This is a genomic window from Achromobacter aegrifaciens (assembly GCF_902859965.1).
Lineage (GTDB): Bacteria > Pseudomonadota > Gammaproteobacteria > Burkholderiales > Burkholderiaceae_B > Achromobacter > Achromobacter aegrifaciens.
Genome location: NZ_CADIKO010000006.1, coordinates 1 through 12,854, shown reverse-complemented (window position 1 = coordinate 12,854; position 12,854 = coordinate 1). Strand labels below are relative to the sequence as shown.

13 protein-coding genes are annotated in these 12,854 nt (G+C 66.0%); 9 read left to right on the top strand and 4 right to left on the bottom strand.

The features are described 5' to 3' along the window. Positions 1-32 precede the first annotated feature (32 nt). From HV793_RS28560 to HV793_RS28540, 5 genes are all read left to right on the top strand, one after another. Positions 33-743, top strand: a complete 711-nt coding sequence (locus HV793_RS28560; RefSeq protein WP_175214323.1) for a glutathione S-transferase — start codon at positions 33-35, stop codon at positions 741-743. A gap of 182 nt (positions 744-925) precedes the next feature. Beyond that, complete coding sequence (locus HV793_RS28555) at positions 926-2,362, top strand: methyl-accepting chemotaxis protein (protein WP_175214322.1); 1,437 nt, start codon at positions 926-928, stop codon at positions 2,360-2,362. Positions 2,363-2,466: 104 nt separating this feature from the next. Further along, positions 2,467-2,691, top strand: a complete 225-nt coding sequence (locus HV793_RS28550) for a DUF1653 domain-containing protein (protein WP_054457802.1) — start codon at positions 2,467-2,469, stop codon at positions 2,689-2,691. A gap of 4 nt (positions 2,692-2,695) precedes the next feature. Next, the gene (locus tag HV793_RS28545; RefSeq protein ID WP_119450657.1) at positions 2,696-3,313 is read left to right on the top strand and encodes a 3'-5' exonuclease; all 618 of its coding nucleotides are present in this window, start codon (positions 2,696-2,698) and stop codon (positions 3,311-3,313) included. Between the two features lie 8 nt (positions 3,314-3,321). Beyond that, positions 3,322-3,681 (top strand): nucleotide pyrophosphohydrolase, encoded by a 360-nt coding sequence (locus tag HV793_RS28540; RefSeq protein ID WP_054457801.1) that lies wholly within the window; start codon positions 3,322-3,324, stop codon positions 3,679-3,681. Between the two features lie 29 nt (positions 3,682-3,710). Here HV793_RS28540 and HV793_RS28535 read toward each other — a convergent pair whose 3' ends face one another. Beyond that, positions 3,711-4,001 (bottom strand): antibiotic biosynthesis monooxygenase family protein, encoded by a 291-nt coding sequence (locus HV793_RS28535; protein ID WP_054457800.1) that lies wholly within the window; start codon positions 3,999-4,001, stop codon positions 3,711-3,713. Between the two features lie 454 nt (positions 4,002-4,455). Between HV793_RS28535 and HV793_RS28530 the strand changes: the two genes are divergently transcribed. Both HV793_RS28530 and HV793_RS28525 read left to right on the top strand, forming a co-directional pair. Further along, complete coding sequence (locus HV793_RS28530) at positions 4,456-4,920, top strand: hypothetical protein (protein ID WP_119450659.1); 465 nt, start codon at positions 4,456-4,458, stop codon at positions 4,918-4,920. A 44-nt stretch (positions 4,921-4,964) separates the two neighbouring features. Continuing rightward, entirely contained in the window at positions 4,965-5,639 is a 675-nt protein-coding gene (locus tag HV793_RS28525; RefSeq protein WP_119450660.1) for a hypothetical protein, read from the top strand. Between the two features lie 47 nt (positions 5,640-5,686). Here the strand turns inward: HV793_RS28525 and HV793_RS28520 are convergent, their stop codons facing one another. Both HV793_RS28520 and HV793_RS28515 read right to left on the bottom strand, forming a co-directional pair. Continuing rightward, positions 5,687-8,095, bottom strand: coding sequence for a DUF3772 domain-containing protein (locus tag HV793_RS28520; protein ID WP_119450661.1), 2,409 nt, complete (start codon positions 8,093-8,095; stop codon positions 5,687-5,689). A gap of 233 nt (positions 8,096-8,328) precedes the next feature. Beyond that, the gene (locus HV793_RS28515) at positions 8,329-9,249 is read right to left on the bottom strand and encodes a LysR family transcriptional regulator (RefSeq protein WP_119450662.1); all 921 of its coding nucleotides are present in this window, start codon (positions 9,247-9,249) and stop codon (positions 8,329-8,331) included. A 240-nt stretch (positions 9,250-9,489) separates the two neighbouring features. Here HV793_RS28515 and HV793_RS28510 point away from each other — a divergent pair, with 240 nt between their 5' ends. Beyond that, entirely contained in the window at positions 9,490-11,007 is a 1,518-nt protein-coding gene (locus HV793_RS28510; protein WP_175214321.1) for a succinyl-CoA:acetate CoA-transferase ScpC, read from the top strand. A 131-nt stretch (positions 11,008-11,138) separates the two neighbouring features. Here HV793_RS28510 and HV793_RS28505 read toward each other — a convergent pair whose 3' ends face one another. Further along, on the bottom strand, positions 11,139-12,083 hold the full coding sequence (locus tag HV793_RS28505) for a LysR substrate-binding domain-containing protein (RefSeq protein WP_119450664.1): 945 nt from the start codon (positions 12,081-12,083) through the stop codon (positions 11,139-11,141). A gap of 120 nt (positions 12,084-12,203) precedes the next feature. On the opposite strand from HV793_RS28505, the gene HV793_RS31200 reads away from it, so the two are divergent. Next, a complete protein-coding gene (locus HV793_RS31200; protein ID WP_225596842.1) occupies positions 12,204-12,509 on the top strand; it encodes a hypothetical protein in 306 nt (101 codons plus the stop codon). The last annotated feature ends 345 nt before the right edge of the window (positions 12,510-12,854 follow it).

Below are 12,854 nucleotides of genomic sequence, written 5' to 3'. Positions count from 1 at the left end.
GGCCCTTGGGCTTATCAACGGAAGGAGACGACATGACCTATGACCTTTGGTACTGGGACGGCATCCCCGGACGCGGCGAGTTCGTGCGCCTGGCCCTGGAGGCCGGCGGCATTCCGTATCGCGAATGCGCACGCCAGCCCGGCGCGGACGAAGGCACGCTGGTGGCGGACCTGAGTTCGGCGCGCAAGCATCCGCCGTTCGCGCCGCCATATCTGGTCGCGGGCAAGATGACGCTGGGGCAGACCGCCAACATCCTGCTGTTCCTGGGCGAAAAGCACGGCCTGGCGCCGGACTCGCAGGAAGGGCGGCTGTGGGTGAACCAGCTTCAGCTCACCATCGCCGACATGGTGGCCGAAGCGCACGACACGCATCATCCGATATCCGCCAGCGAGTACTACGAAGACCAGAAGACCGAGGCCGCGCGCCGGGCGCGCTGCTTCCGCGAAGAGCGCATGCCCAAATTCCTGGGCTACTTCGAACTGGTGTTGGGCGGGCCGCAGGCCTGGCTGGCGGGCGGCAAGCGCTGGACCTATGTGGACCTGTCGTTGTTCCATCTCGTGGACGGCCTGCTCTACGCCTTTCCGAAACGCATGGCGACCCTGGCCGTGCGTTATCCGAACGTCATGGCGTTGCATGCGCGCGTGGCGGCGCTGGCGGAATTGCAGTCCTACTTCGACAGCGGCAGGCGCCTGCCTTTCGGGGAGGGGATTTTCCGCCAATATCGCGAATTGGACGCGGCTTGAGTCCGGATAAACCCTGGTGTTGCTGAATCCCTATTTTTTTGATGGGTGTCTTGAAAATCTTGAGACCCGCTCATTTTTAAGATTAAATATTTGCAAATTGTTAGATAAATATTTCCATTTGTCTCGCGGCAGATAGGTCGAACGGCATCAAACCACCCGGACGCCGGGCAGGAGACGTCAAGATGAAATGGATCACTCTCAGCCAACTGCTACGCCTGGACCGTGGCATGCAGAAGGCAGACATGCTCGGGCAGATCGCTGCGATCCACAACGCCCAGGCCGTCATCGAGTTCGACCTGGACGGCCACGTGCTGGCGGCGAATTCGAACTTCCTGGACACCATGGGCTACGCGCTGGACGAGATCGCGGGGCAGCACCACCGCATGTTCGTCGACCCGGCGGAGCGCGCATCGGCCGCCTACGCGGAATTCTGGAACCGGTTGCGGCAGGGGGGCCGCGATGCGGGGCGCTACCGCCGCATCCGCAAGGATGGCAGCGACGTCTGGCTGCAAGCCTCGTACAACCCGATCTACGACCGCCATGATCGGCTGGTCAAAGTGGTCAAGTACGCCGTCGACATCACCGCGCAGCAGCAGCGGCAGGCGGACGTGGAAGGCCAGTTGGCGGCGATCTCCAAGGTCCAGGCCATCATCGAGTTCGAACTCGACGGCACCATCATCCGCGCCAACGATTTGTTCCTGGGTGCGGTGGGCTATCGCGCGGACGAAATCCAGGGACGTCATCACAGCATGTTCGTCCCGCCCGAGGAGGCGCGCGGCGAGGCATACAAGGAGTTCTGGCGCAGGCTGCGCAACGGCGAGCATGACACCGGGCAGTACCTGCGCATCGGCAAGGGCGGCCGCCAGGTCTGGATCGAAGCCAGCTACAACCCGATCTTCGATGCCGAGGGCCGGCCGGTCAAGGTCGTCAAGTACGCCACCGACATCACGCGGCGCTTTACCGCCGCCCAGACCTTGCGTGTCGCGGTCCAGGGACTGACCGAAAACGCCGAACGCGCGGGCCAGGCCAATACGCTGGCGTTGGACGCCTGTCGCGTGGCCGAGCAGGGCGGCCATACGGTGCAGGAAGTGGTGCAGACCATGGGCGGCATCACCCAGAGTTCACGCCGCATTTCGGAAATCATCGGGGTCATGGACGGCATCGCCTTCCAGACCAACATCCTGGCGCTGAACGCCGCCGTCGAGGCCGCGCGCGCCGGCTCGCACGGCAAGGGCTTCGCCGTGGTCGCGGCCGAGGTCCGCAGCCTGGCGCAGAACAGCGCGGCGGCGGCCAAGGAGATCAAGGACCTGATCACTTCGTCGGTGCAGCAGGTCGAGAGCGGCGCGCGCCAGGTCCAGTCGGCAGGCTCGACCATGGACGATATCGTCGCATCGTCGCGCCGCGTGACTGAAATCATGGCGGAGGTGGTGGAGGTGTCGCTGGCCCAGTCCGCCAGGCTCGGCGAGGTCACCGAGGACATCACGCAGCGGGCAGGAGAGCCCGCGCGCGCCGCGCCGCCCACCGCCGCGGTCAGGCCCATGGCCCCCGCTCTGCGGGGCAGGCCGGCCGCCAATGGACCGCTGCAGCCGCAGGCCGAGCGGCAATACGTGCGCTACTGAGCCGGCGCCGCCGGGCCGATGCGCTATAAAGACGGTATTGATCTGAACCCGCAGGCCCGGGCAGGAACCCTCCGCCCGGGCCGCGCCATTTGCGGCCACCAACCATGACCGAATCCGAAGCACTGGCTCTCGCCTCGCACCGCCATTACAAGGGCGGCCTCTACCTTTATGTGGGCACCGCCCGCCACTCCGAAACCGAGGAGTCCCTGGTGGTCTATGAACACTTGTGGCCTCACGAGCGCGGCTTGTGGGTGCGTCCGGCCGATATGTTCTTCGGTCAGCTGCCCGACGGCACGCCCCGCTTCGCGCCCTTGCGGCCGGTGGAGTAAGGCCGTGGCGTTCTATTACCGGCGGCCGCGCGCAAGCGGCGCTGCGCCTGCCCGCGCAACGGGCGCAAAGGCCGGCAGCGAGGCGCTGGCGGCCGCGTTGCAGGCATTGCGCGGCCCGTTCATCGTCGCCGACTTGGAAACCACCGGCCTGTCCACCGCCACCTGCGAGATCCTGGAGTTCGCGGCGGTGCGCGTGGGCGCGGCAGGCGCGCTTGAGCGGGAGTACACGCAGGTCGTGCGCACGCGCGGACCAGTGCCGTCCTTCATCAGCCGCCTGACCGGCATCACGCAGGCGGAAGTCGACCGAGACGGCGTGCCGGTGGCGCAGGCGTTTTCCTCCTTCCTGGATTTCGTGGAAGACCTGCCGGTGTTTTTCCATAATGCTTCGTTTGACCGGCGCTTCCTGGGCGCGGCGGCGGACCAGACCGGCCTGCCGTTCGCCAACTCGACCCATTGCACGCTGGCGCTGGCGCGGCGCGCATGGCCGGAGCTGCCCTCGCACAAGCTGGAAATCCTGGCGCGCCATGTCGGCGCCTCGGATCCCACCCACCGCGCGCTGGCAGACGTGCGCACCACCGTGGCCGTGGCGCTGGCGGCAAGCTCCCGCCTGGCCGCGGGCTAGGAGTTTCGATGTCCGACCTGGAACATATCCGGCTGGCCGTGCGCCGGTTTACCGAAGAGCGGGAGTGGCAGCCCTTTCATACGCCCAAGAACCTGGCGATGGCGCTGGCCGGAGAGGCGGGCGAACTCGTATCCCTGTTCCAGTGGCTGAGCGAGGCCGAGTCGCGCAAGATGCCGCCCGAGAAGCTGGCGGACGCCGCGGACGAAATCGCGGATGTGCAGATGTACCTGGTGGCCCTGGCGGACCAGCTCGGCATCGATATCGCCGACGCGGTGGCGGCCAAGATGGTCAAGAATGCGCGGAAATATCCGGCGGATCGGTTTCGCGGCAGCGCGCGCAAGTACGACGATCCGCCTGAACAGTCCTGACTCGCGCGCGGCGCGGCCAGGCTGGCCGCTCAGAGCACTTTTTGCTCGTGATGCACCTGGGGCGGTTCGACGAAAAAGCCCGCCACCAGCTTGCGCCATTCCTGGAAATCGCTGGATTCGCGGAAATCCACCATGTGGTTCTCTACGGTTTCCCAAGCCACGACCAGCGTGTAGCGCTGCGGCTGTTCGATGCTGCGGTACAGCTCCATGCCGTGGCAGCCGCGGGCCCGCAAGAACAACGGTTTCGCCTGCGCGACGCCCGCCTCGAACAGCGCTTCCTGTCCTTCGCGGACATGGATGCTGGCAATCTCCTGGATCATGGTCTGGTCTCCAAACAGATGAGGCCGGGTAGCGCCCGGCCGGCCGCCGTAGTATCGCTGAAATTTCCGCGCCGGGCGTGTTTCGGACCCTGCCGCTTCCGTTGTGCGCGTTAGGGAAATTGCCCGAGGCGGCCACCCTCATTCCCATCCATAAAGTTGAACCCGGGCGCGCGCGCCGCGTGGCTTGCGCCGATTCCCTCGTCCATACGCACGGCCGCCGCGCAAGATCGCCGCAAATCTGGCCGATTGTTTTACAGCTTGGTGTCGTCCATCGGGACTCGGTCGCCCGTTTAGGCGATATCGACTTGCCTAGGACGGAGCAATCATTCCGTACCAATACGAAAGTCCCACGCCTTTCGTCATTGTCCAGGCGTGGCGCTGAGCGGTAACGGTCCGCGCCGGTCGGTCGCCGGTAATCGTGAATCCGTGCATGCACGGAGCAGGAGGAGCTGAAATGAAAAAGCTCATGGCAGTCGCCGCGTTGTCCTTGTTCGCTGTCTCGGCCTATGCGGACCCTGGTGGCTCAATCACGGGTCACGCGGGCGCAATCAATGGCACCGCGTCATCCATCTCCACGGGCAGCTCCGTGGCCGCCACCCAGATCAATGGCTACGGTTCATCCACCCAGGTGTCGTTCGGCATGACAGGCGGCGTTGCGGAAGTGGGCGGCAGCTTCAGCCGCGATGGCACGCAAGTGGTCACCAGCACGCGCCAGTACGCCAATAGCGATTCGTACGGCCATGTCTCGGGCAACGCGCCCATCATGGTGGGCGACAGCATCGCTAACGGCAGCGCCACGTTTGCCCAGACTGACACCAGCGCTTCGGCGACGGGTTCGTTCCATGCGGTGAATGTGGGTGCGTTCGGGTCGATACACGGCATCGGCCCGGTGGGCCATGTCGGCGGTTTCAATCACTGACCCAGTTATCCGGACGGCTTCGGCCGTCCGGGCGAGGGGACATCATGAAGACCATAGTGCTTGCCATTTCCCTGTCGCTGGCGGCGGTGTCCGCCAGCGCCCAGACCAGCAGTTCCAGCGCGACGACATCGGCATCCTCGGGATCGACCAACGCCGGCAACAATCAGGGCATCACGCTCAACTCCAGCAACAGCGGGTCCAGCACGCTGCGCAGCGTGCCGCCGCTGGGCGGACAAAGTTTCTACGGTTCTTTCTCGTCCGACAGCTGCATGGTTTCGGCGGGCGGAGGCGGCGCCGTTGTCGGCTTCGGCATGAACATAGCGATCCCGATCGAGGACCAGAAGTGCAGCCTGCGGCGCAACTTCGAGCGAACCATGCAGGCGGCCGCCTCGACCAGGGATGCGGACCGTTCGCGCCGTCTGGAGACCGCGGCCATCGACATCCTGTGCCAGACCGACGATCGCACCAAGGCGGCGCTGGTGGCGCAGGGGCTGTGCACCAATCCCGCGTTGACGACAGCGGATCACCGCTTCGACAGCAATGCGGTCGCGCAGGCGGCGCCGCCTGCCGGCGGCCCGGTCCTGGCTGACCGGCCTGTGCCGCCCGCGCCTCCTGCGCCCGAGGCGCAAGCCTATCCGGTGCGCAGCGTGCAGAGCGCCGCGCTGGCGTCGCCGCCGCTGCGCAACCGAACCTATACCGATCTGTACACACCGGGCTGATGCTGGGGCCCGCTCGTCCCGGCGGGGCGGGACAAGGGAGGGATGATTCAGGATTGGGCGGGCGGCGGTACGGCGAGGGGAGCCGCCGCCGGCTGGGGGGCCGACGCCAGCAGCATGGTGGGCGGCGAAGATACTTCCAGGCCCGCGTCATGCAGGCGCTTGAGCAGGGTGAACAGCAGGGCGCTGCGCACGCCGTAGGCCGCCCGGGGGGAGGACACGTAGCCCTTGGCGTTGAAGACCAGATTGCCGCCTTCGATGCCATCCAGGAAGACGTTGGGCGCGGGCGTGTCCAGCACGTCTTCGTGGTCGGAGAAGGCCTGCAGGATCAATTCGCGCACCTGTTCGGCATCGGTGGAGAGCGGCAAAGGCAGCTTGATCTGCACCAGCCCCAGCGGGTTCGAGCGGGTCACATTGCGTACGGTTTTGGTGACGAACTCCGAATTCGGCACGATCACCGTGGAGCGGTCCCCCATCTGGATTTCCGTGGCGCGCACGTTGATGCGCAGGATGTCGCCCTCGACGCCGCCTAGCGACACCCAGTCGCCCACCTTGACGGGGCGCTCGGCCAGCAGGATCAGGCCGGACACGAAATTCTGCACGACCGCCTGCAAGCCAAAACCGATACCCACCGACAGCGCGCTCGCGATCCACGCCACGCGTTCCAGGCCGATGCCCGCGGCCGAAAGCGACAGCGCCACGGCGATCACGAAACCTGCATAGCCGAACAGCGTGGCTGCCGACAGCTGCATGCCCGGGTCCAGCTCGGTCGTCGGCAGGTAGCGGTTGGACAGCCAGCGCTTGAGCATCTTCACGGCCAGCAGCGACAGCGCCAGCACCAGCAGCGCCTGCAGCACGGCGCCGGGGCGGATCTGGGCTTCGCCGATGGCGAGTCCCTTGCGCAGCTGGTCGAAGCGCTGCAGCAGGTCCATCGGCGCTTCGCCGAAGGGCGCGGCCAGGAGAATCACGGCCAGCAGGCCGACCGCCACGCGGCCCACGCCCGACAGCAGCACGGCGGCCTGGTCGCGCATACTGGGCGCTTCGTGCTCGCCGCCGTCGCGGTGCGAGGTGCCGAGCAGCGTGCTGAAGCCGTCCTCGATCAGCGTCGACAGCAGATAGGCGGAGGCCAGCACGATCAGCACCCACAGCACCTGCTTGACCATGAAACTGCCGAACGCCACATAGCCCGCCAGCAGGCTGGCCAGGCTCAGGATCAGCACGGTCCACACCGCTCCCAGCAGCAACGAGACCCAGAACGGGATCGGCGTCTCGCTTTCTTGCATGGCCTGGCGCCGCAGCCGGCGGCTGATGGCCAGCACCGCGCCCAGCATCGCCATGGTCAGGACGGCGACGATGCCGGTCAGTGTGATGGTGGTGGTCAGGCTCGCGTTCAAGAGCACCGGCAGTCGCTCGGCCAGCCAGATCATCACCACCAGCACGCCCAGCACGGCGGGCAGCCAGCGCAGGCGCGCCGCCACGATGTCGCTGACGGGCGGCAGGCGCCACGACGGCCGGTTCGCGGACAGGAGCGCATAGCCCAGGCCGGACACGTAGCCGCCGAAGCAGACCGTTCCCACCAGGTTCGCGAGCAACGACGAGGTGTTGTCGCTCAGCTGCGAATTCCAGTCCAGCCCCATATGAATCAACAGCGCGACGACGCCCGGCGTGGCGACGGCCAGGACCACATGCGTGACCGCAAGAAAGGAGCGGCGCAGGCGCCCCGGCGGCACGCGCGTGGCGGTTATCCGCAACAGGACCCGGCCGATGGCGATACGCAGGGCGATCGTCAGCGCGATCGCCGCGCCCAATAGCAGCCAGCCCCATTTCGGCGTCTGGCCGACCGCGGTAGCGAGGTCGTCGCGCAGCGCTTCCAGCCGTTCGAGGTCGCGCGGGAACTCCTCGCGGAACTCGGTCCAGAATTGGTCGGACAGGAACGAGTCGCGTCGCTCGCCCAGGCGCGCCTGGAACTGCTTGCGCCGCTGCGCCGATATCTGTTCGGCCGTTTGCCCGGCATCCACGGACAGCAGCCTGGCCAGCTTGATCTGCGCATCCAGCGCCCGGCTGGTCTTGTCCAGTTGCATGCGCTGGGCCGCAACGTCGGACGCTTCCTTGACGCCTTCGGGCGGCGTGCCCAGTTCGCTCAAGCGGGCCGTCACGCTGGCCAGCTGGGGCGTCAGGCCCTCGGCGGCGGCGTCGGCCTTGGACTGGATGTCCAGCGCGTCGCCGCGCTGCTTCACCAGGGTGGCGTCATCGGTCTCGTCGGCAACGCGCTTGCGGATGTCGTCGATCTGTTTGCGCGCGGTTGCCAGCGCCGCTTCCGTGTCGGCGGGCGTGGGCGGCGCCGCGGCATGGGCCGGCAGCAGGAAAAGGACTAGCAGCAGCGCCGCAATCAGCGTCGTGAAAATCGACGCGCGGGCGCGGTGAGGCCGCGCGCGCAGGGGAATGGAAGTCTGTGTCATGTTCTGGGGCGAGTCGCTCGCATTCGAGGCGGGAGCATAGCAAGCCGCCGCCTCATTCGTTGCAACAAAAACGAGCGCTACGGCCCTATTTGTTTTGGCGTGCTCGGCGGCTATCGCGCGGGCGCGGACCAGGGATAGAAATAGGGCCGGATAGGTGACGGAAGGCCGCTGGCAGGGCGTGCCGGGCACGGCGTCCGCAAACCATATTTACGAGGTCAACGTTTGGATTCAACTCAAACAGCACGGACGCTCGGCGCGGCCCGCTTTTTGGGCTTGCCCAGTACCGCGTCGCATACCTCCAGCCAGGCGCGGGCGGCATAGGACAGATAGCCGGACTGCTGCCAGATATGGCCGACTTCCCATTGCATGCCGGACTTGGCCAGCTTGGCGGTGCTCAAGCCGCGCGTTTTCATGCGCTGCATCAGGGGCTCGGGCAGTAGCGCCACGCCCAGGCCCGCCGAAGCCATTGCCACCAGGAAGTCCCAGTGCGCGCTCTGGGCCGCGATGCCGGGCTGGAAACCGGCATCGGCAAACGCCTGCCGCAAGCGCCGGGTCATGGCGAAGTCGTCCGTGGGTATCAAGAGGCGCGCGTCGCGCAGGGCGGAGAGCGGCAGCGAGGTCTTGCCGGCCCAGGGCGCGTCGGGCGGGCCGATCACCCAGATCGGGTAGCTGCCGAAGGGCTGGGCGGCCAGGCCGCCGTCCGGCGCGATCGGCAGTATGGTCGCGCCCACTTCCAGTTCCCCGCTCGCCACCAGTCCTTCCACGGCCTGGCCGGTGCCTTCGCGCAGGGTCAGGTGTATGCCCGGATGCAGTTCACGGAAGCGCTTGACCACCGGCGTGAACAGCAGGTTGATCATGGGCGGGATGCCGACTTCCAGCGCGCCCCGGCGCAGGTCCGCGGTCTGGCGCAGTTCTTCCGATAGTTGGCGCATCGTTTCCAGCACCTGCAGGCCGCGCTGGTACATGACCCGGCCGGTATCGGTGGGACGGGCTGTGTGGCCGTCGCGGATCAAGAGCGGCGTGCCGGCCTCTTCTTCCAGCTGGCGGATCATCTTGCTCACCGTCGACTGCGTCACGAACAGCGTCTTGGCCGCCTGCGTGAAGCTGGCGTGCCTGACGGTTTCGACGAAGTACCGCAATGCGCGCACGTCCATGGACCGGAATTCCCTCGCGCGTTGCGCGCAAAACATTCAAACGATGAAAAAAGCGACTTATTTGGATGATTTTAAGTCATTACGAGATTTGAGCCGGCCTTCCTATACTGCGGAAAATTCGTTCCCGGGCCGCCTCGAGTCGGCCCGGGAGCCTTGGGAAACGCCGCGTCAGACGGCGCCTGGGCGCATGGCGGCAATGCCGCGCCCCGCCGCACGTAGGCCCTTGAATCTGGAGACACCATGCATCTCGACCGTATCCGCCACCCTGGGCTGCGCGCCAAGATCACTTCCGCCGATCAGGCGGCTTCGCTGGTACAGGACGGCATGACCGTCGGAATGAGCGGCTTCACCCGCGCGGGCGACTGTAAATCGGTGCCGGCGGCGCTGGCGGCCCGCGCCGAGCGCGAACCGTTCTCCATCACCCTGATCACCGGCGCGTCGCTGGGCCATGACACGGACAAGATGCTGGCGCAGGCCAATGCGCTGGCGCGCCGCATGCCGTTCCAGGTCGACACCACCCTGCGCCGCAAGATCAACCAGGGTGAAATCGCCTTCATCGACCAGCACCTGTCCGAAACCGTCGAGCAGTTGCGCGCGGGCCATATCGGCCCCATCAACGTGGCCATCATCGAGGCCGCCGCCATCACCGAGACCGGCGCCATCGTGCCGACCATGTCGGTGGGCAACTCCGCCTCCTTTGCGCAGCAGGCGGACGTCATCATCATCGAGCTGAACATGGGCGTGCCCGCCGCCATCGAGGGTCTGCACGACATCTACGTGCCCGAAGCCCGCCCGGCGCGTCAGCCCATCGGCCTGGTTTCTCCCGACCAGCGCATCGGCCAGTCCTGCATTGAAGTGGACCCGGCCAAGATCGCCGCCATCGTCATCACGCAAGAGCCGGACAGCCCGTCCAATGCCTTGCCGCCCGACGAGGAAACCAATGCCATCGCCGGCCACATCAATGATCTCCTGCGCCGCGAGGTCGACGCCGGTCGCCTGACTAACGAGCTGCTGCCCTTGCAGGCGGGCATCGGCACCATCGCCAACGCGGTGCTGCACGGCTTCGAGTCGTCCAGCTTCGAGAACCTGACGATGTACTCGGAAGTGTTGCAGGACAGCGCTATCGAACTGCTGGACCAGGGCAAGCTTGCATTCGCGTCGGCCTCTTCGATCACGGTGTCCAAGCCCGTGTACGAAAAGATCCTGGCCAACATGGAGCACTACCGCGAGCGCATCGTGCTGCGCCCGCAAGAGATCAGCAACGCGCCCGAGATCGTGCGCCGTCTGGGCATCATCGCCATCAACACGGCGCTGGAGTTCGACATCTACGGCAACGTCAATTCCACGCACGTGGGCGGCACCCACATGATGAATGGTATTGGCGGTTCGGGCGACTTCGCGCGCAACGCGCACCTCGCGATCTTCGTGTCCAAGTCCATGGCCAAGAACGGCGACATCTCCAGCGTGGTGCCCATGGTGTCTCACGTCGACCACACCGAGCATGACGTGGACGTCCTGGTCACGGAATGCGGCCTGGCGGATCTGCGCGGCCTGGCGCCGCGTGAACGCGCGCGCGCGGTCATCCAGAACTGCGTGCATCCGTCCTACCGCGACGCCCTGCAGGACTATTTCGACCGAGCCTGCGAGCGTGGCGGCCAGACGCCGCATCTGCTCGAAGAAGCGTTTTCCTGGCACCAGCGTTTCAATGAAACCGATACGATGCGGCCAGCCAGCCCGGCTGCGCGCAAGGTGGCCTGAGGCCCGCCGCAAAGTGTGACTGCCGCCGCCGCGGCGCCTGCCGGTGTTTGCGTGCGTAGCGCATCCCGGCTTGCGGGCCGTGGTTTCCGCTGGCGCCGCGATTTGGTAGAGGTAAAGCAGCGGAGGCTGCTTTACCTTTTTTTTGCCTGGCCTTTCTTGCCGGGGCCGGACTTGGGGGCGCTCAGGTTTTCGCGCGACATCTCCAGCTCGTCGCGCAGCCACTGCTTCAGTTCCACCAGCGGCGCCCAGTCGCGCAGGCTGGGCCGGTAGACCAGGTGATAGGTCTGCGCCTGTTCGTACTCGATGCTGATCGGGGAAATCTGCACCAGCCGGCCCGAGCACAGCGCGTCCGCGGCCAGCAGTTGGCGTCCCAGCGTGATGCCCAGGCCCTGCTCGGCGGCCTGCATCATCATGCCGGCATCGTTGAAGGAGGCCACCGGCGTGATGGGCGTGTCCAGCCCTGCGGCGCTGAACCAGGTTTGCCAGAGCTCGCGCTCGCCCAGCAACGGTTGGCGCGCGAGCGTCTGCGGCGAATGATCGGGGAGCGCCGCCGCGGTTTCCGGCGATGCCAGGACGATCAGGGGCAGGGGCGTGTCGAACAAGGTCTCCGATTCCACACCCGGCCAGGGGCCGCGCCCAAAACGCAGCGCGGCATGAAAACCGTCGCGCAACAGATCCACCACTTGCTGCGAGGTCTCGATTTCCAGCGTCAGGCCCGGGTTGCGCTCGCGCCACCGCGCCATGCGCGGCAACAGCCAGCGTTGCGCGAAAGAAGGCAGAACCGACACACGCAAGCGTTGTTCACTGCCCGAGGCCGCGGCCGACGCTGCCATCGTCCCTTCATCCAGCAGTGCCATGGCGCCCTGCACACTGCACAAGAGCGCGGCGCCAGCGGAATTCAGGACGATGCCCCGCCCGCTGCGCTCGAACAGGGGAAAGCCCAGTTGGGTTTCGAGCACCTTGATCTGCTGGCTGACGGCGCTGTGGGTCAGATGCAGCCTTTCGGCGGCCGCGCGCAGGTTCTGCAATTCGGCCACGGCGCGGAAGGCGGGGAGGGTGCTGAGCGGCAGGCGCATGGAGAGGACCCAGTAAGAGATTGGTCATCATAGCTTACCGATACCCCCAAAACAATTCGATTTTCAGCCGAGTATTGGGCGACTACGCTTACCAAAGTGCATAAACACCTGGAGCCCATCATGTCCGCACAGCTTTGCACCCCGTCTTCTTCCGCCCTGGCCGCCATTTCCAGGGATCGTCAGCAGTCCGCCGCCCAGCCCGTCACGGCGCCGTCCGCCGAATTGGCAGCGCCCCGCGTGGGATTCATCGCGATGCTTGCGGCCGCCTATCGCAAGCGCCGCAATGAAGCGCGCCTGCGTCATCTGGCTGCCGATCTGGATGAGCACATGCTGCAGGATCTGGGCGCACCCAGATGGCTGATGAACGAAGCCGCAGTCAAGCGCGACCTGGCGCGCTTGCGCGACGCGGACTACCTGCGCTGGTAGCCGGGGCCTTTTGCCCCTGATGGGCGCCCCACCCGGCGTTATTGTCTACTCCCCCCGCGGCCCCGCCTTCTATATATAGAAGGCGGGGCCGCGCGCTTGCCAGGGAGATGACCTGTCTTCCAGCTATATATAGCCTAGCGGGTGGTGCAAGAGCGGCGCCGCTAGTGGGGCGCTGCAGATCGCGGAGACATCTGGAACAAATATTTGGCTGCACGGCATGACGCGCAGAAAACTTGTGCTATAGTCTCGCTCCTTCGCAGTTCGGACAGTTTTGAACCGCGAAGCCAAGCAAGCACAACAGGTCGGGCAAGAGGATTCGAGCCAGGTCTGCCGCAAAGCAGTCAG

Bases quoted from the DNA above. Each gene is read 5' to 3' on its own strand.
- HV793_RS28560 (WP_175214323.1), top strand. From the start codon at position 33: ATGACCTATGACCTTTGGTACTGGGACGGCATCCCCGGACGCGGCGAG.
- HV793_RS28555 (WP_175214322.1), top strand. From the start codon at position 926: ATGAAATGGATCACTCTCAGCCAACTGCTACGCCTGGACCGTGGCATG.
- HV793_RS28550 (WP_054457802.1), top strand. From the start codon at position 2,467: ATGACCGAATCCGAAGCACTGGCTCTCGCCTCGCACCGCCATTACAAG.
- HV793_RS28540 (WP_054457801.1), top strand. From the start codon at position 3,322: ATGTCCGACCTGGAACATATCCGGCTGGCCGTGCGCCGGTTTACCGAA.
- HV793_RS28535 (WP_054457800.1), bottom strand. From the start codon at position 4,001: ATGATCCAGGAGATTGCCAGCATCCATGTCCGCGAAGGACAGGAAGCG.
- HV793_RS28530 (WP_119450659.1), top strand. From the start codon at position 4,456: ATGAAAAAGCTCATGGCAGTCGCCGCGTTGTCCTTGTTCGCTGTCTCG.
- HV793_RS28525 (WP_119450660.1), top strand. From the start codon at position 4,965: ATGAAGACCATAGTGCTTGCCATTTCCCTGTCGCTGGCGGCGGTGTCC.
- HV793_RS28520 (WP_119450661.1), bottom strand. From the start codon at position 8,095: ATGACACAGACTTCCATTCCCCTGCGCGCGCGGCCTCACCGCGCCCGC.
- HV793_RS28515 (WP_119450662.1), bottom strand. From the start codon at position 9,249: ATGGACGTGCGCGCATTGCGGTACTTCGTCGAAACCGTCAGGCACGCC.
- HV793_RS28510 (WP_175214321.1), top strand. From the start codon at position 9,490: ATGCATCTCGACCGTATCCGCCACCCTGGGCTGCGCGCCAAGATCACT.
- HV793_RS28505 (WP_119450664.1), bottom strand. From the start codon at position 12,083: ATGCGCCTGCCGCTCAGCACCCTCCCCGCCTTCCGCGCCGTGGCCGAA.
- HV793_RS31200 (WP_225596842.1), top strand. From the start codon at position 12,204: ATGTCCGCACAGCTTTGCACCCCGTCTTCTTCCGCCCTGGCCGCCATT.